The sequence below is a fragment of the Aliiglaciecola sp. LCG003 genome (genome assembly GCF_030316135.1).
Taxonomy (GTDB): Bacteria; Pseudomonadota; Gammaproteobacteria; order Enterobacterales; family Alteromonadaceae; genus Aliiglaciecola.
Genome location: NZ_CP128185.1, coordinates 484,174 through 502,259, shown reverse-complemented (window position 1 = coordinate 502,259; position 18,086 = coordinate 484,174). Strand labels below are relative to the sequence as shown.

13 protein-coding genes and 1 tRNA gene are annotated in these 18,086 nt (G+C 42.6%); 1 reads left to right on the top strand and 13 read right to left on the bottom strand.

Going from position 1 to position 18,086, the window contains the following annotated elements; genetic code table 11:
* Positions 1–41 precede the first annotated feature (41 nt).
* The 10 genes from fusA to QR722_RS02070 all read right to left on the bottom strand — a co-directional run bounded on the left by fusA (position 42) and on the right by QR722_RS02070 (position 15,243).
* Positions 42–2,144, bottom strand: a complete 2,103-nt coding sequence (gene fusA, locus QR722_RS02115) for an elongation factor G (RefSeq protein ID WP_286285106.1) — start codon at positions 2,142–2,144, stop codon at positions 42–44.
* Between the two features lie 24 nt (positions 2,145–2,168).
* Positions 2,169–2,639, bottom strand: coding sequence for a 30S ribosomal protein S7 (gene rpsG, locus QR722_RS02110; RefSeq protein ID WP_286285105.1), 471 nt, complete (start codon positions 2,637–2,639; stop codon positions 2,169–2,171).
* Positions 2,640–2,716: 77 nt separating this feature from the next.
* On the bottom strand, positions 2,717–3,091 hold the full coding sequence (gene rpsL / locus QR722_RS02105; RefSeq protein WP_008845957.1) for a 30S ribosomal protein S12: 375 nt from the start codon (positions 3,089–3,091) through the stop codon (positions 2,717–2,719).
* A gap of 188 nt (positions 3,092–3,279) precedes the next feature.
* Complete coding sequence (gene rpoC, locus QR722_RS02100; RefSeq protein ID WP_286285104.1) at positions 3,280–7,461, bottom strand: DNA-directed RNA polymerase subunit beta'; 4,182 nt, start codon at positions 7,459–7,461, stop codon at positions 3,280–3,282.
* Between the two features lie 91 nt (positions 7,462–7,552).
* A complete protein-coding gene (rpoB, locus tag QR722_RS02095) occupies positions 7,553–11,587 on the bottom strand; it encodes a DNA-directed RNA polymerase subunit beta (RefSeq protein WP_286287528.1) in 4,035 nt (1,344 codons plus the stop codon).
* A 295-nt stretch (positions 11,588–11,882) separates the two neighbouring features.
* The gene (gene rplL / locus QR722_RS02090) at positions 11,883–12,254 is read right to left on the bottom strand and encodes a 50S ribosomal protein L7/L12 (protein WP_286285103.1); all 372 of its coding nucleotides are present in this window, start codon (positions 12,252–12,254) and stop codon (positions 11,883–11,885) included.
* Positions 12,255–12,308: 54 nt separating this feature from the next.
* Positions 12,309–12,827, bottom strand: a complete 519-nt coding sequence (rplJ, locus tag QR722_RS02085; RefSeq protein WP_286285102.1) for a 50S ribosomal protein L10 — start codon at positions 12,825–12,827, stop codon at positions 12,309–12,311.
* A 341-nt stretch (positions 12,828–13,168) separates the two neighbouring features.
* On the bottom strand, positions 13,169–13,867 hold the full coding sequence (gene rplA, locus QR722_RS02080; RefSeq protein WP_286285101.1) for a 50S ribosomal protein L1: 699 nt from the start codon (positions 13,865–13,867) through the stop codon (positions 13,169–13,171).
* 3 nt (positions 13,868–13,870) lie between these two features.
* On the bottom strand, positions 13,871–14,299 hold the full coding sequence (gene rplK, locus QR722_RS02075) for a 50S ribosomal protein L11 (RefSeq protein ID WP_286285100.1): 429 nt from the start codon (positions 14,297–14,299) through the stop codon (positions 13,871–13,873).
* Positions 14,300–14,724: 425 nt separating this feature from the next.
* Positions 14,725–15,243, bottom strand: coding sequence for a hypothetical protein (locus tag QR722_RS02070; RefSeq protein WP_286285099.1), 519 nt, complete (start codon positions 15,241–15,243; stop codon positions 14,725–14,727).
* Positions 15,244–15,859: 616 nt separating this feature from the next.
* Between QR722_RS02070 and dkgB the strand changes: the two genes are divergently transcribed.
* Positions 15,860–16,666 carry a 2,5-didehydrogluconate reductase DkgB gene (dkgB, locus tag QR722_RS02065; RefSeq protein ID WP_286285098.1) on the top strand — a complete coding sequence of 269 codons (807 nt, stop codon included), beginning with the start codon at positions 15,860–15,862 and terminating at the stop codon, positions 16,664–16,666.
* Positions 16,667–16,781: 115 nt separating this feature from the next.
* Here the strand turns inward: dkgB and nusG are convergent, their stop codons facing one another.
* The 3 genes from nusG to QR722_RS02050 all read right to left on the bottom strand — a co-directional run bounded on the left by nusG (position 16,782) and on the right by QR722_RS02050 (position 17,858).
* Complete coding sequence (gene nusG, locus QR722_RS02060) at positions 16,782–17,318, bottom strand: transcription termination/antitermination protein NusG (protein ID WP_286285097.1); 537 nt, start codon at positions 17,316–17,318, stop codon at positions 16,782–16,784.
* A gap of 3 nt (positions 17,319–17,321) precedes the next feature.
* Positions 17,322–17,699, bottom strand: coding sequence for a preprotein translocase subunit SecE (gene secE / locus QR722_RS02055; protein ID WP_286285096.1), 378 nt, complete (start codon positions 17,697–17,699; stop codon positions 17,322–17,324).
* Positions 17,700–17,781: 82 nt separating this feature from the next.
* Positions 17,782–17,858, bottom strand: a tRNA-Trp gene (locus QR722_RS02050).
* Between the last annotated feature and the right edge of the window lie 228 nt (positions 17,859–18,086).

Genomic DNA, 18,086 nt, shown 5'->3' with positions numbered 1-18,086 from the left:
AGTCCGACCCAACAATAGACCGGACCGAACCTTCATTTAGATTAATTTCGTGCTTCAACTATCGCTTTCGTCACATTACTAGATGCTTCGGAATAGTTAAAGAATTCCATAGAGTAGGATGCACGACCCTGAGTTGCACTACGCAATGCAGTAGCATAGCCAAACATTTCTGCTAGCGGAACCTTTGCACGTACAATTTTTATACCTGCAATGCCGTCATCCATACCATCAATTATACCGCGGCGACGATTCAAATCGCCAACCACATCACCCATCCAATCTTCTGGAGTGGTGACTTCAACTTTCATAGTTGGTTCAAGTAGAGCAGGATTAGCTTCGGTCAAACCGTTTCTAAAGCCCATTGAACCCGCTATCTTAAACGCCATTTCAGAAGAGTCAACGTCATGGAACGAACCATCGAATAAAGTGACTTTGACATCAAGAACTGGATAACCGGCTAATACACCATTTTGCATCTGTTCTTGAATGCCTTTATCAACCGCAGGAATATATTCCTTAGGTACTACACCACCTACAACTTCGTTTACGAACTCGTAGCCAGCGCCTTCTTCATTCGGTTCTACGCGCAACCAAACATGACCATATTGACCACGACCACCAGACTGTCGGACGAACTTACCTTCAACTTCCACTTTCTTGCGAATGGTTTCACGATATGCAACCTGAGGTTTACCCACGTTGCAGTCAACACCAAACTCGCGCTTCATGCGGTCAACGATGATATCTAAATGCAATTCTCCCATTCCTGAGATAATTGTTTGTCCAGACTCAGCATCAGTGCCCACACGAAATGATGGATCTTCTGCAGCAAGTTTACCCAGTGCAATAGCCATTTTATCCTGATCAGCTGTAGAGCGAGGCTCAACCGCGATAGATATTACCGGGTCGGGAAACTCCATTCTCTCAAGCGTAATCACATGATTAGGATCGCATAAGGTATCACCAGTGGTGACATCTTTCATTCCAATTGCCGCCGCAATATCGCCGGCGCGCACTTCTTTCAACTCTTCACGGTCTTTGGCATGCATCTGAACGATACGGCCAAAGCGTTCGCGTTTACCTTTAATAGGATTAAATACTGCATCGCCGGTGTTAACCACACCAGAGTAGCAGCGGAAGAATGTTAAGGTGCCCACAAATGGGTCAGTAGCAATTTTAAATGCTAAGGCTGAAAAGGGTTCGGAGTCATCTGCATGACGTTCGATTTCACTTTCATTCTTGTCATTCGCGATGCCCTTAATAGCGGGAACATCATCAGGCGCAGGTAAAAACTCTACGACCGAATCAAGAACTGCTTGTACACCTTTGTTTTTGAAAGCTGAGCCGCAGGTCGCCACCACTATTTCATTATTTAGCGTACGGATGCGCAATCCAGCTTTAATTTCTTCCTCGGAAAGCTCTTCGCCTTCCAAATATTTATTCATTAATTCATCAGATGCTTCCGCTGCCGCTTCAACCATATTCAAACGCATAGCGTTTGCACGCTCGAGAAGGTCAGCGGGAACCTCTTCGTAGGTAAAGGTCATTCCCTGATCAGCATCATTCCAGTTAATGGCTTTCATCTTAATCAGATCTATAACACCTTTGAAGGTTTCTTCAGCACCGATGTTTAATTGAATGGGTACACAAATCGAACCCAATCTATTTTGTATTTGTTTTACTACACGCTCGAAGTCAGCTCCTGCACGGTCCATTTTGTTGACAAATACAATGCGCGGAACACGGTATTTGTCAGCTTGGCGCCATACAGTTTCAGATTGAGGTTCGACACCCGAAGATCCGCAAAACACTACTACCGCACCATCCAACACACGTAAAGAACGCTCTACCTCAATGGTAAAATCTACGTGACCTGGTGTATCGATAATGTTGATTCTGTGCTGTTCATACTGTTTTTGCATGCCAGACCAGAAACACGTTGTCGCCGCTGATGTGATAGTAATACCACGTTCCTGCTCCTGTTCCATCCAGTCCATGGTGGCAGCGCCATCATGGACTTCACCGATCTTGTGAGACAAGCCAGTGTAGAATAAAACACGTTCAGTAGTGGTCGTTTTACCCGCATCAACATGCGCAACGATACCGATGTTGCGATAGCGATCAATTGGATGCTTACGAGCCATCTGTCCCTCTCATTGAAGCTTTTACTACCAACGGTAATGTGCGAACGCTTTGTTCGCTTCAGCCATACGGTGAACGTCTTCACGTTTCTTAACCGCAGAACCTCTATTTTCAGACGCATCTAGCATTTCAGCAGCTAGGCGCTGAGCCATGGATTTTTCACCACGCTTACGAGCAGCATCAACCATCCAACGCATACCCAATGCATTACGACGAATAGGACGAACTTCTACAGGTACTTGGTACGTAGAACCACCAACACGACGAGACTTAACTTCGACTGTAGGGCGGATGTTGTCCAATGCATCTTCAAATACATCTAAGTGTGCTTTGCCGGTTTTTTCAGCAACAATTTCTAGTGCACCGTAAACGATCTTTTCAGCAGTAGATTTTTTGCCGTCTAACATGACAACGTTCATGAATTTAGCAAGCAATTGTGATCCGAACTTAGGATCAGGTAGGATTTTACGTTGACCTACGACTCTTCTTCTTGGCATCTTAATACTCTCCGTGGAATTCAGGAATAACCCAAAACTCTAAATTAAATTAGTTTGGCCTTACTAACGGAGAACCGTTAAGACTTAGGCCTTTTTGCGCCGTACTTAGAACGGGCTTGACGACGATCGTTTACGCCTGCGCAGTCCAAAGTACCGCGAACAGTGTGGTAACGAACACCTGGTAAATCTTTTACACGGCCACCGCGGATAAGAACAACACTGTGCTCTTGAAGGTTATGACCTTCGCCGCCGATGTATGAAGAAACTTCAAAACCGTTGGTTAAACGAACACGGCATACTTTACGTAATGCAGAGTTCGGCTTCTTTGGTGTAGTGGTATACACACGGGTACAAACACCACGTTTTTGTGGGCAAGCCTGTAATGCAGCGACGTTGCTTTTCTCAACGGGCTTCTTACGTGGCGAGCGCACTAACTGGTTAACTGTTGCCATTAACTAGCTCCTGGTTAAAATAACTACTGATTGCCCGAACATCGGGCTCTGAAAGCGAAAAATCCGCGCCTAAAACTTGAATTACCAAATTTCGGGTCGCGGAATTCTATAGATCATAATTCGAACTGTCAAGAGAAGTCTTTACCAGGCACGGCCCGATAAAGACTTATTGCAATTCTATATGCTGCTTATTCGCCTGATGAGCTATTGCCCGTTTCAGCGTTAAGCGCTTCTGTTAGTGCTTGTTCAGCATCAGATGCAGAAACGGAAGGTTCTTCTACTGTCATCTTCGCAGCTCTTAACTTAGCGCGATTTTGATGGTATGAGAAACCGGTACCAGCTGGGATTAGACGCCCAACGATTACATTCTCTTTCAAGCCACGTAATTCATCTTCTTTACCTTGAACAGCGGCTTCAGTAAGAACACGAGTGGTCTCCTGGAACGATGCTGCTGAAATGAAAGACTCTGTAGAAAGCGATGCTTTGGTTATACCTAGCAACTGCGTTTCATACTGGGCAGGGAATTTACCCTGTTTTTCCATCTCACGGTTAGCAATCTTAACGTTAGCAACTTCTACTTGCTCGCCTTCCAAGAATTGAGTATCGCCAGAATGAGTAATCATACACTTACGCAACATTTGGCGAATAACAACCTCAATGTGCTTATCGTTAATTTTTACACCTTGTAGACGGTATACTTCTTGAACTTCATTAACAATGTAGTTAGCCACTGCACTGATACCGCGCAAGCGCAAGATATCATGTGGAGACTCTGGTCCATCGGCAATTACTTCGCCTTTTTCTACAGATTCACCTTCAAACACGTTAAGTTGACGCCACTTAGGAATCATCTCTTCGTAATGATCACCTTCTTTAGGTGTGATCACTAAGCGTTTCTTACCTTTGGTTTCTTTACCAAAGCCAATCGTACCTGATACTTCAGCTAAGATTGCAGGCTCTTTAGGCTTACGTGCTTCGAACAAATCAGCAACACGTGGCAAACCACCGGTAATATCACGAGTCTTCGAACTCTCCTGAGGAATACGCGCTAGCACGTCACCTACCGCAACCATCTTACCGTCTGTTGCTTCAATGGTAGTAAAGCTAGGTAAGCGTATTTCTTGAAGACCGACTTCGTCACTTTCCAAGATAAGTTTTGGCTCTTTGGCGTTCGCTTTAGTCAAATCTTTAACGACGATACGGGTAAGACCAGTTAACTCGTCTTGCTGCATCTCAGTATTTGAGTCATCGATATCGGCAAAAGTGATCTTCGAAGCACGTTCAGTGATAATAGGATGAGAATGCGGGTCCCAGTTAGCGACAACGTCACCAGCTGCAATTGTTGCATTGTCATCTACCGTTAAGATGGCACCGTAAGGAACCTTATAACGTTCTTTCTCACGACCTTGATCATCAATAATGGTGATTTCAGTTGAACGTGAAACTATAACTACTTTGTCGTCTGCGTTGCGAACATACTTGGCGTTATGCAGTTTCAATGTACCGTTAGTTTTAACTTGTACACTATTTTCTGCAGAAGCTCTTGATGCCGCACCACCGATGTGGAAGGTACGCATGGTAAGCTGTGTACCAGGCTCACCGATTGACTGTGCAGCGATAACACCAACAGACTCACCGTAACCAACCATATGTCCACGGGCTAGATCACGACCGTAACATCTTGCACACACACCAAAATCGTTGTCACAAGTGATAACTGAACGTACTAAGATTTGGTCAACAGAATTGGCTTCCAACATATCAACCAATTCTTCGTCTAGTAAAACATTACGCTCGACTAGAATATCGTTTGAACCTGGCTTAACTACATCTTCGGCTACAACACGACCCAATACGCGCTCGCGCAATGGCTCTACAACGTCACCACCTTCGATTAGCGGTGTCATTTTCACACCTTCGAATGTGCCGCAATCTGTATTGTTGATAACCAAATCTTGCGCCACATCAACCAAACGACGGGTTAAGTAACCAGAGTTAGCTGTTTTCAATGCCGTATCGGCCAAACCTTTACGAGCTCCGTGAGTAGAAATAAAGTACTGAAGTACGTTCAAACCTTCACGGAAGTTTGCAGTAATTGGCGTTTCGATGATTGAACCATCTGGTTTCGCCATCAGACCACGCATACCCGCCAACTGACGAATCTGAGCGGCACTACCACGAGCACCAGAGTCGGCCATCATAAACACAGAGTTGAAAGAATCTTGCTCTTCCATTACGCCATCGCGATTTAACACTTGTTCTTTAGACAAGTTGGACATCATCGCCTTAGCTACATCTTCGTTTGCACGAGACCAAATATCGATAACTTTGTTGTATCGCTCACCAGCAGTAACAAGACCTGACTGGAACTGCTCCTGAATTTCGAAAACTTCTTCTTCAGCGGCTTCGATAATATCTTTCTTGGCATCTGGGATAACCATGTCATCGATACCAACAGACGCACCCGCGATCATCGCGTAATGGAAACCGGTATACATGATTTGGTCGGCAGCGATAACGGTGTCTTTCAAACCTAGTACACGGTAACAGGTGTTGAGTAGACGAGAGATCTGCTTTTTGCCCATGGCTTGGTTGATAATTTCAAACGGCAAACCTTTAGGCAGGATCAAAGAGAAAATCGCGCGACCAACAGTAGTATCTGTCAATGTTACTTTTTCTTTCTTGTTTCCGCTTTCATCAACATCATATTCAGTGATACGTACTTTCACACGGGCGTGCAATTCAGCATTACCAGTACGGTATGCTTTTTCAGCTTCGTGCGGGCTGGTAAATACCATACCTTCACCCAAACCATTTACACGGTCACGAGTAAGATAGTACAAACCTAATACAACGTCCTGTGAAGGAACGATGATAGGCTCACCGTTTGCGGGTGACAAAATGTTGTTGGTAGACATCATCAAAGCACGTGCTTCAAGCTGAGCTTCAATAGTCAAAGGTACGTGAACAGCCATTTGGTCACCATCGAAGTCGGCGTTGTATGCCGCACATACTAATGGGTGCAACTGAATCGCTTTACCTTCGATAAGAATAGGTTCAAAAGCTTGAATACCTAATCTGTGAAGTGTTGGTGCTCGGTTTAGTAATACAGGGTGTTCGCGGATAACTTCATCCAAAACATCCCATACTTCCGGAGCTTCTCGCTCTACCAATTTCTTCGCAGCTTTGATAGTTGTTGCTAAACCACGTGCTTCCAATTTTCCATAGATAAATGGTTTGAATAATTCAAGTGCCATTTTCTTCGGTAAACCACATTGATGAAGGCGTAGTGTAGGACCAACAGTGATTACAGAACGACCAGAGTAATCAACACGCTTACCAAGTAAGTTCTGACGGAAACGACCTTGCTTACCTTTGATCATATCAGCCAAAGATTTAAGAGGACGTTTGTTAGAACCAGTAATAGCGCGACCACGACGACCATTATCTAACAACGCATCAACAGCTTCTTGTAACATACGTTTTTCGTTGCGCACGATGATATCAGGTGCAGCAAGATCAAGAAGACGCTTCAAGCGGTTGTTACGGTTGATAACGCGACGGTATAAATCGTTCAAATCTGAAGTAGCAAAACGGCCACCATCTAGCGGTACCAAAGGACGTAAGTCAGGTGGTAATACTGGCAGAACTGTCATAATCATCCACTCTGGCTTATTACCAGATTGCTGGAATGACTCAAGTAACTTCAAACGCTTAGTGATTTTTTTACGTTTAGTTTCAGAATTGATTGAAGGCAACTCTTCGCGCATAGATACCACATCGGCGTCTACGTCGAGTACTTTCAATAATTCGAATACTGCTTCGGCACCCATTTTGGCTTCGAATTCGTCACCGTGCTCTTCCAAAGAATCTAAATATTCTTCTTCCGTAAGCAACTGTGAACGCTCTAATGTTGTCATTCCAGGTTCGGTAACAACATAAGATTCAAAGTACAATACACGCTCGATGTCACGTAATGTCATATCTAGCATTAAGCCAATACGAGACGGTAAAGATTTCAGGAACCAAATGTGTGCAACTGGGCTAGCCAGTTCAATGTGCCCCATACGCTCACGACGAACTTTGGTTAAGGTAACTTCTACGCCACACTTTTCACAAATTACGCCACGATGCTTAAGGCGCTTGTACTTACCGCACAAGCATTCGTAGTCTTTTACCGGACCAAAGATACGGGCACAGAAAAGTCCGTCACGCTCTGGTTTAAATGTACGGTAGTTGATGGTTTCAGGTTTTTTCACCTCACCAAAAGACCACGATCGGACCATGTCCGGAGAAGCAAGACCGATACGAATATTATCGAATTCTTCGGTTTTGTTCTGTTGCTTAAGAAACTTTAATAAGTCTTTCACTTCTTTCTCCCAACGGAGTGGTATTACGCAAACCTGATTGCCGCGTTGAACAGCAATCAGGCTCTCCTGTCAATAGCTCACAAAGAGCAGCTTAGTCGTTCTGCTCTTCTAGTTCGATGTTGATACCTAGCGAGCGAATCTCTTTGAGCAATACATTGAAAGATTCTGGCATGCCAGGTTCCATACGATGATCGCCGTCGACAATGTTTTTGTACATTTTCGTACGACCATTAACGTCATCAGACTTAACAGTAAGCATTTCTTGCAAGGTATAAGCAGCACCGTAAGCTTCAAGTGCCCATACTTCCATCTCACCGAAGCGCTGACCACCGAACTGTGCTTTACCACCCAACGGTTGCTGAGTAACCAAGCTATAAGAACCAGTAGAACGGGCGTGCATCTTGTCATCAACCAAGTGGTTAAGTTTCAACATGTACATATAACCTACTGTTACTGGACGCTCGAAGGCACGACCGGTACGACCATCATACAATGGAATTTGACCGCTTTCAGGAATGTCAGCCAGTGTTAGTAGCGCTTTGATTTCCGCTTCAGTTGCACCATCGAAGACCGGAGTCGCGATAGGTACACCTTTACGTAAGTTTTCAGCTAAACGCGTAACTTCAGCGTCAGTGAAAGTGTCAAGATCTACTACCTGGTGAGATTTGCCCGAATTGTAAACTTCTTGAATGAAGCTACGCAGCTTAGCCATCTCTTCGTGTTCTTTGATCATGCGATCAATTTTCACGCCTAATCCATGTGCAGCCATACCCAAGTGAGTTTCAAGGATCTGACCGATGTTCATCCGCGAAGGTACACCAAGAGGGTTAAGTACGATATCAACAGGGTTACCGTTGCCATCGTAAGGCATATCTTCTACTGGTTGGATAGTCGAGATAACACCTTTGTTACCATGACGACCAGCCATTTTATCACCAGGTTGGATATGACGCTTAACTGCTAGATAAACTTTAACAATCTTAAGAACACCAGGTGCTAAATCATCACCTTGAGTAATCTTACGACGTTTGATTTCAAATTTATTATCGAAATCCAGTTTAATCTCGCTGTGCTGTTCAGCAATCTGGTCAAGCTCGGTTTGTGCATCGTCGTCTTGCAACGTTAGATCAAACCACTTTTCACGAGGCATGCTGTCAAGCTTCGCTTGCTCGATGCCGTTACGAAGAAGCATGTTTGTGGCACGAGCAAAGATACCGTCAGCCAAGATACCGAATTCATCACCCAAGTCTTTTTTGACTTGACGTAACTGCATGTCTTCGATTTCTAGTGCACGTTTATCTTTTTCTACACCATCACGGGTAAAGACTTGAACATCAATAACTGTACCGTGAACACTGTTAGGAACACGTAACGATGTATCTTTAACATCAGATGCTTTTTCACCGAAGATAGCTCGTAAAAGTTTTTCTTCTGGAGTAAGTTGAGTTTCACCTTTAGGCGTAACTTTACCAACTAAGATGTCTCCACCTTTAACTTCAGCACCGATATAAACAACACCAGATTCATCCAGTTTACCCAGAGCAGATTCACCTACATTAGGAATATCGGCGCTGATTTCTTCTGGACCAAGCTTAGTATCACGAGCGATACAGCTTAGTTCTTGAATATGGATTGTAGTGAAACGGTCTTCTTGAGCAACACGCTCAGAAATAAGGATTGAATCCTCAAAGTTGTAACCATTCCACGGCATAAATGCGATACGCATGTTCTGACCTAATGCCAATTCACCTAGGTCTGTTGAAGGACCATCGGCTAGCACATCACCGGTTACAATCGGATCACCAACATTACATGTAGGCTTCTGATTGATACAGGTATTTTGGTTAGAACGGGTGTACTTAGTTAGGTTGTAGATATCAATACCAGCTTCACCAGCTGTCATCTCTTCTTCATTTACCTTGATAACGATACGACTCGCATCAACATAATCAACTGTACCACCACGTTTAGCGATAATGGTAACACCAGAGTCAACCGCAACGGTTTTCTCCATACCAGTTCCAACTAAAGGCTTATCAGCTCTTAGCGTCGGAACAGCTTGACGTTGCATGTTTGCACCCATCAAAGCCCGGTTAGCATCATCGTGTTCTAGGAATGGAATAATACTTGCTGCAACAGAAACGATTTGTTGTGGAGAAACATCCATATATTTGATGTCTTCAATTTGCATCAAAGTAGTTTCACCACGGTAACGACAAGGGATCAAGTCCTCTGTCAATTTACCATTATCATCCAATATTACGTTAGCCTGTGCGATTGCGAACTGGCCTTCTTCTATTGCTGACAAGTAATCGATTTCGTCTGTTACTGTACCGTCAATAATCTTGCGGTACGGTGTTTCTAGGAATCCAAAATCGTTAGTACGGGCAAAGCTCGATAACGAGTTAATCAATCCAATGTTTGGACCTTCAGGAGTCTCGATAGGACAAACACGACCATAGTGAGTCGGGTGTACGTCTCGAACTTCAAAGCCTGCACGTTCACGGGTCAAACCACCTGGGCCTAATGCTGAGATACGACGTTTGTGCGTCACCTCTGACAATGGGTTGTTTTGATCCATAAACTGAGATAATTGGCTTGAACCGAAGAACTCTTTAACCGCTGCTGAAATAGGCTTAGCGTTAATCAAATCTTGCGGCATAATCGCATCAAGATCCCCAAGGCTTAAGCGCTCTTTAACAGCACGTTCTACACGAACTAGACCTACACGGAATTGGTTTTCTGCCATTTCGCCTACAGAACGAATACGACGGTTACCTAAGTGATCGATATCATCCACTTCATCTTTGCCATCACGAATAGTGATTAGCTGTTTCATAACAGAAACAATGTCGGCTTTATCTAGCGTGCCAGAACCTGTAAGCTCTTCACGGCCTAAACGACGGTTGAACTTCATGCGTCCAACAGCAGACAAGTCATAACGGTCTTCTGAGAAGAACAAGTTATTGAACAATGTTTCTGCAGCATCTTTAGTTGGTGGCTCACCAGGACGCATCATACGGTAAATCTCAACCAAAGCTTCAAGACGGTTGGTTGAACTGTCTATACGCAAAGTCGAAGAAATATAAGCACCATGATCAAGTTCGTTAATATAAAGAGTATCAAACGCAGTTAATTCTGAGTTCAATAACGCTTCTAACGTTTCAAGAGTCAACTCGTCGTTGGCGTTAAGAATTACTTCACCAGTCTCTTCATTCACATAGGTTTTCGCAATTACACGACCAACTAGGAAATCTGCAGGAACTTCTAACTGAGTAACATTAGCTTTTTCAAGTGCACGAGTATGACGTGCTGAAATACGACGGTTGGTTTCAACTACAACATTGCCTTCGCCATCCAAAATGTCAAATTGCGCAGTTTCACCACGTAGACGCTCTGGTACGATGTCCATCATGAATTTACCATCAACCATACGGATTTGGTCTTTTTCAAAGAACAATTCCAAAACCTCTTCAGTGCTCATTTCTAAAGCACGTAAGATGATTGTTGCTGGCAATTTACGACGACGGTCTATACGAACATATAAATTGTCTTTGGGGTCAAATTCGAAGTCTAACCAAGAACCACGGTAAGGGATAACTCGCGCGTTATACAATACTTTACCGGAGGAGTGGGTCTTACCTTTGTCATGATCAAAGAACACACCAGGTGAACGGTGTAACTGAGAAACGATTACACGCTCAGTTCCGTTGATCACAAAAGTACCATTTTCCGTCATGAGCGGAATTTCGCCCATGTAAACTTCTTGTTCTTTTATATCTTTAACAGTGCCAGGTGCGGCTTCTTTATCAAACAACACCAAACGCAGTTTAACTCTTAGCGGAGCAGAATAAGTCACACCACGAATTTGACATTCTTTAACGTCAAATACTGGCTCACCTAAACGGTAGCTCACGTACTGTAATTCAGAGTTCCCCGAATAACTTTTAATTGGAAAGACAGATCGAAATGCAGCTTCTAGTCCATACTGACCATCAACATCGCAATCGATAAACTTCTTAAAAGAATCGAGCTGGATTGAAAGAAGATAAGGTATCTCTAATACCTGTGGGCGTTTGCCAAAATCCTTACGGATACGTTTCTTTTCGCTATTGGAGTAAACCATGGGTTCCTCAGCATTCTGATTTTTGACCCAACTTGCTCGGTAAAGCGCTTTTACCAAACAAACTTCAAGCACCCTTTTGGACGCAATTTCTAAGCATACACCAATTTTTTAAATAGTATTAACTAAAATAATACTTAACCCATTGGTTTTATTTTACTTTTCCATTCCGCTTATGCGCTAATCCGAAGGATAGTTTTAAAGGGTATAAATGCCCTATCCTACAGCGCAAAAAGGCTGGTGATTAAATAATCACCAGCCCAAGCCTTTTCAGGCAAGTAATCTGTTAGTTAACAAATTACTTAAGTTCCACTTCTGCGCCAGCTGCTTCAAGTTCAGCTTTAAGTGCTTCAGCTTCGTCTTTAGACACGCCTTCTTTGATAGCTTTAGGAGCTGATTCAACAACTTCTTTAGCTTCTTTAAGACCAAGTCCAGTAGCGCTACGTACTGCTTTGATAACAGCAACTTTGTTAGCGCCGAATGAAGTCATTACAACGTCAAATTCTGTTTGCTCTTCTGCAGCTTCAGCAGCTACAGCAGGGCCGGCAACAGCAACAGCTGCTGCAGCAGAAACGTTAAATTTTTCTTCAGCTGCTTCGATTAACTCTACCAATTCCATAACTGGCATTTCAGCAATCGCGTTTAAGATATCTTCTTTAGTTAGAGCCATTTTCTCTAAACTCCTGGGGTTAGTTGTTAAAAATTTTAATGCCAAAGACGAAAATTATTTTTCGTCTTTGATCGCCGCCAATACACGCACAAACTTGCCTGGAACTTCGTTGATTGTACGAACGAACTTCTCGACAGGTGCTTTGAAGGTAGCAAGAAGTCTTGCCAATGCTTCGTCGCGAGTAGGAAGTGAAGCTACTGCATCCAATTTTTCTGGACCCAATAAACCACTACCAATTGAAAGCGCTGTTACTTTAAGCTTGTCATTTGTTTTGCTGAAATCTTTGAACAGACGTGCTGCACCGCCAGGTGCGTCTATTGAAAAACCATAAATCAAAGGACCAGTTAAAGCTTCTTCTAAATCAGAAAACTTACTGTCTGCTAAACCACGTTTTGCAAGAGTATTACGTACAACTTTAAGGTATACGCCTTGCTCACGCGCTTTAATACGCAGGTCAGTCAGTTCTGAAACTTCCATCCCACGGTATTCAGCGACGGCAACGGATAGAGCTCGAGACGCAACTTCGTTAACTTCCGCTACGATCTCTTTTTTTGCTGCTAAGCCTAGTGCCACTGAGTTCACCTCTTATTAACTGAAAATTTATTCTCTCGAATAGCATTTCAGAGTTCCAGATTGATAAAGCGCCTTTGTTTAAGCAAAAGTACTTTACCGCTCTACGGTGTTCGTTTTCCCAGAGAGTCTGAGTCGAAACCACCGTCTGCGCAGGCATGTTAGTATTAAGTAAAACGTTTAGTGTAAATGCTCTCTTACTTCATTCACCGTTTCACACCTGCGGTCTTGGACGGGAGCTTTGTTTTCAACAATGTTGAAAAAAAGCTCCAACCCATAACCAATAGAGAGATGAGCAACGCTCATAAGTTCACGTTAGACAATTACATGTCTTAGGTGAAAATTTATTTCAAGCCAAGGCTTACTTGATCAAGTGCTACGCCTGCGCCCATAGTGGTGCTTAAGCTAACTTTCTTGAAATAAGTACCTTTAGCTGAAGAAGGCTTAGCTTTCTTCAGGGCATCCAACAATGCATCAAGGTTTTCTTGAATTTGGTTTGCTTCAAAAGCAATTTTACCAATGCTTGCGTGGATGATACCGTTCTTGTCGTTTCTGTAACGAACTTGACCCGCTTTTGCATTTTTAACTGCAGTGGCAACGTCCGGAGTAACCGTACCCGTTTTAGGGTTAGGCATAAGACCACGTGGACCAAGAATCTGACCAAGTTGACCAACAACCCGCATTGCATCTGGAGAAGCAACAACTACGTCAAAGTTCATTTCGCCTTTCTTAACTAATTCAGCTAAGTCTTCCATACCAACGATATCAGCACCGGCTTCTTTAGCCGCTTCAGCATTTGCACCTTGGGTAAATACTGCAACACGAACGTCTTTACCTGTACCGTTTGGTAACACAGTAGCGCCACGAACGTTTTGGTCAGATTTACGTGCATCGATGCCCAAGTTAATGGCTACATCTACGCTTTCAGAGAATTTAGCTGTTGCTAATTCTTTCAACAAAGCAACAGCTTCATTGATTTCATATTCTTTCGTTGCGTCAACTTTTTCACGAGCGGCGCGCAAACGTTTTGTTAATTTAGCCATGTCTTACCCCTCAACTACCAAGCCCATGCTGCGTGCAGAGCCAGCGATGGTACGAACAGCAGCTTCTAAATCAGCTGCAGTAAGGTCTGGTTCTTTTGCTTTTGCAATTTCTTCTAATTGCGCGCGTGTCACCTTACCCACTTTTTCAGTGTTAGGACGACCAGAACCGCTCTTGATTCCAGCAGCTTTTTTCAATAAGAATGAAGCAGGTGGAGTTTTAGTTTCGAAGGTGAAAGAGCGATCTTCATATACTGTAATTTCTACAGGTACAGGAGCGCCTTTTTCTAAGCTTTCTGTTTTTGCGTTAAACGCTTTACAGAATTCCATGATATTTACACCGTGTTGACCTAGAGCAGGACCAACTGGTGGACTTGGGTTAGCAGCGCCAGCCGCAACCTGTAGCTTGATTAAGCCAGTAACTTTTTTAGCCATTATAATTCTCTCAAATTTGGGTCTAGCGCCTCGCAAAACACTGAGTATGATTGCTCGATCGGCTTCCCATTCAATAAAAAGGGCCGCGAATTATAGATTATATATTTAACCTACGCAAGCCTTAATGTCGATAATATGTACTTTAATTTGAGAGGCAACTAAATGTTCTCAGTCATCCAACGGCACATACCATTATGTGAGGAACTGCATTTGAGGAACTGCGCTGTAGGATTTTTCAGAAGGCAGCAAAATCAGCGACTAATTAAGTTAGCAGAGCAATATCGTTATCGCCTGTTTGCTGCTTATCTAAAATGTAAGATTTTCTATTTGTTTAACAATTAAGGCCCGCATTTAAGGGCCTTGAATTATATTCATAATTCTAGTTACTTAAACCCAACGCTATTAAATTGAATTGTCACACTAGACTAGTTGTTATTTGCTTGTTGCTCTGCTTTTAGAAATAACTGCTTAGTCTTGTACATTTCAACCAATTTAGTCTTTAATTCTGGTTTTTTTTGCACTAGCTTTTCAGCATGCTTCATTGCCTTAGCCTTTTCACTTCTTAGGGATGCTTCAACGTCTTTGTTGGATGGAATAGCGCTGCGGCTTTGACGAGCTCGATTAATCATGTCCGTTTTTTTCTCCAAAAAATACATGGGATAACAGGCTTTTTGAGTGATTCGATAAGAATTGTCTCTAGGTTCGTCTTTGCAAACAACCTTGTATCTAGAATTTTTCACATGTTTATTGAACTCATCATAAAACTCAACCTCTGCCGCTTCCATTTGGGTACGGTAAAATGCCAAAGTTTTTTCTCCGACCACTTCTACTCTCTCGATACTATCGCTTTGATTATCTTCTTTGGCTTGGAGATGCCCGACTGAAATGCCAACCAAAATTACTAGTAGTGAAGTTTTTCTTAAAATATGTCTTAGAGAATCCATTTTTCTGTCCTTTAGAATAGTTGATAATTAACCTAACATCTGTGTCGCATAGCTCTAAGGTCAACATGATGGGCAATGATAGTTTCAAGCAGTTACAACCGCAATTCACCAATCGTAACGAAACTTTACATTGCGTCTACAGCGCTCAACAATCATCAAAATAGTTATTTTAAATAACACATTCCTTATATTAATCAATCTGTTAAATAAAACTCAAATATGTTAACAGTGAAATATTTTGAAATATGATGGATGTTTAATAGCTAGGATTTCACAATTAAATACACTGCAAAAGATATATTAAACTTGCTTCCTTCAAGCACTACACCTTAAACACTTAGACCAAAATATTAGCCAATTCTTTATAATATGAAAGTCTAGTTTAGCGTTCAGAAGAAAATTCCTGTGGTAAATAGCTAATCCCATTCTCGTGCAACAAGGCCCTATTCAAATATAATGGAAGAACTACCCTTCGGTCTTGCAAAGTTTACAATATAGATTTTCACATTCGAATTATAACTATAATAATCAAATAGTTAAGTTTTGGCATCATTCTTCCATAGTTTCTATTTCACTATCCAATTCGCAATGTTGTTAGAAAATAAGGAGTGAAAGCATGTACAACGTCTCTATACCCAGCCCCGGATTTGGAACCTTTCGATTTAAAGGTACAAGTCTCCAACAAGCAATACAACACGCCCTAGAAGCTGGATTTCGCCATATTGATACTGCACAAGTATACGGGAATGAGAAAGATGTCGGGCAAGCCATAGCAGATTCAGATGTAAGTAGAAGTGATATATTTCTAACCACCAAAGTGTGGACAGACAACTTTAGCAAAGATAAGTTTTTACCCAGTGTCGAGCAAAGTCTTGAAGACTTACAAACTGATTATGTTGATCTCTTATTGATACATTGGCCTTCCCCAGAGGGTAAAGTACCAATGGAAGAATATTTGAGTGAATTAGTCTCAGCCATGCATAAAGGTTATACCCGAGCAATTGGTGTGTCTAATTTTACTGCACCTTTGCTGGAGCAAGCGTTCGCAGTCATCGGCCAGGAAAACGTAACCTGTAACCAAATCGAAATTCACCCACAGTTCCAGAATTCCGATATGGTTAACTTTTGCCGCAGTAAAGGAATCGAAGTTGTCGGTTATATGCCGTTAGGGAATGGCAATGTAATGCAAGATAAAATTTTGCAGAAAATTGCCAAAGAGCATGATGTTAGTCCGGCTTCAATAGCCATTGCATGGCAGATACAACATGGCATTATTCCCATCCCAGCTTCCACAAGCAAAGAGCATATTCATAGTAATTTCGAGGCTAAAGGCATCCGCCTAACCGCTGAGCAAATGGACAAAATTACTAAACTAGATACCAATAAGCGCTTAATCGACCCGGATTTTGCCCCACACTGGTAAATGTCGAGATATAATCCAGCAAATCTTAATGTGTTCTAGGCATAAAAAAAGACGTCAATTATGACGTCTTTTTTGTAATCTGTTGCTTTGCAAAATCTACGTTTACGTAGAAAGATTAACCTTTTTCGACCTGACCGAATTCCAACTCTACTGGAGTTGAACGACCGAATATCAATACTGAAACCTTTAAGCGACTTTTCTCGTAATCCACTTCTTCGACAACACCGTTGAAGTCTGCAAAAGGACCATCGGTAACACGTACCACTTCGCCTGGCTCGAACAAAGTTTTTGGTTTTGGCTTATCAACTGACTCTTCAAGACGATTAAGAATTGCTTCCGCTTCTTTTTTGCTGATTGGCATAGGGCGATCAGAGGTACCACCAATGAAGCCTAATACCCGCGGAACACTCTTCACTAGGTGCCAAGAGTCTTCGTTCATTTCCATTTCAACCAGCACATAGCCTGGGAAAAATTTACGTTCACTCTTGCGCTTTTGACCCGCTCGCATCTCTACCACTTCTTCAGTAGGAACTAAGATTTCACCAAAGAATTCTTCCATCTGGTGCATCTTGATATGCTCAAGCAAGGTTTTTTGTACACGGCCTTCATAACCAGAGAATGCTTGTACCACGTACCAATTTTTAGCAGACATGTTTTACACTCCTAATCCAGTGATGAATGAAACCAACTTAACGATAATGCCATCAAGTCCCCACAATAATAATGACATCACAGCGGTTGCAGCTAACACAATCATGGTAGTCGTTGTAGTTTCCTGTCTAGTAGGCCAAACAACTTTACGGACTTCCATTCTAGATTCTTTTGCAAAGGTCAAAAACGTACTGCCTTTCACTGTGCTGCTTGCAATAAAGCCAGCAATCACTACTAACAAAACAGCGCCCAATGCACGGTAAAGAACGGAAACTTCTTGATAATAGGTGTTTGCGGCAATCACGCCACCAAGTAGTACTACGACTACTAACCACTTGAGCATATCCAGTGAATTGGATGGGTTTTCTACTTTTTCGCTCATACTTTTACTTCCGTATTGAATGCCGGTATTGCATGACATAACCGACATGTTCTAATTCAAATTATCGTTACTACATGTTGTTTGGCAGGGGTGGAGGGATTCGAACCCCCAACCATCGGTTTTGGAGACCGCTGTTCTACCAATTGGAACTACACCCCTAACGCATACCATCAAAAGCTGATCGTCTTATAGTTACACCAACCTTGTGAATTCGAGAGATTCTTTACAGAGAAACATTGAGTCACACAAGGAGGGACGCGTATTATACTCATTGATGGGGTCTATACAAGAAAAACAAAAGGCTGATTTGCTATTTTGTGCACAAAAGCACATTCGGAGTCTCAGCCAAACCAAATTATTACCCTTGGGAGTTAGCAAAGCTAAAAA

What these genes read in the sequence shown, in the direction of transcription:
- fusA (WP_286285106.1), bottom strand. Translation starts at nt 2,144, where the DNA reads ATGGCTCGTAAGCATCCAATTGATCGCTATCGCAACATCGGTATCGTT.
- rpsG (WP_286285105.1), bottom strand. Translation starts at nt 2,639, where the DNA reads ATGCCAAGAAGAAGAGTCGTAGGTCAACGTAAAATCCTACCTGATCCT.
- rpsL (WP_008845957.1), bottom strand. Translation starts at nt 3,091, where the DNA reads ATGGCAACAGTTAACCAGTTAGTGCGCTCGCCACGTAAGAAGCCCGTT.
- rpoB (WP_286287528.1), bottom strand. Translation starts at nt 11,587, where the DNA reads ATGGTTTACTCCAATAGCGAAAAGAAACGTATCCGTAAGGATTTTGGC.
- rplL (WP_286285103.1), bottom strand. Translation starts at nt 12,254, where the DNA reads ATGGCTCTAACTAAAGAAGATATCTTAAACGCGATTGCTGAAATGCCA.
- rplA (WP_286285101.1), bottom strand. Translation starts at nt 13,867, where the DNA reads ATGGCTAAATTAACAAAACGTTTGCGCGCCGCTCGTGAAAAAGTTGAC.
- rplK (WP_286285100.1), bottom strand. Translation starts at nt 14,299, where the DNA reads ATGGCTAAAAAAGTTACTGGCTTAATCAAGCTACAGGTTGCGGCTGGC.
- QR722_RS02070 (WP_286285099.1), bottom strand. Translation starts at nt 15,243, where the DNA reads ATGGATTCTCTAAGACATATTTTAAGAAAAACTTCACTACTAGTAATT.
- dkgB (WP_286285098.1), top strand. Translation starts at nt 15,860, where the DNA reads ATGTACAACGTCTCTATACCCAGCCCCGGATTTGGAACCTTTCGATTT.
- nusG (WP_286285097.1), bottom strand. Translation starts at nt 17,318, where the DNA reads ATGTCTGCTAAAAATTGGTACGTGGTACAAGCATTCTCTGGTTATGAA.
- secE (WP_286285096.1), bottom strand. Translation starts at nt 17,699, where the DNA reads ATGAGCGAAAAAGTAGAAAACCCATCCAATTCACTGGATATGCTCAAG.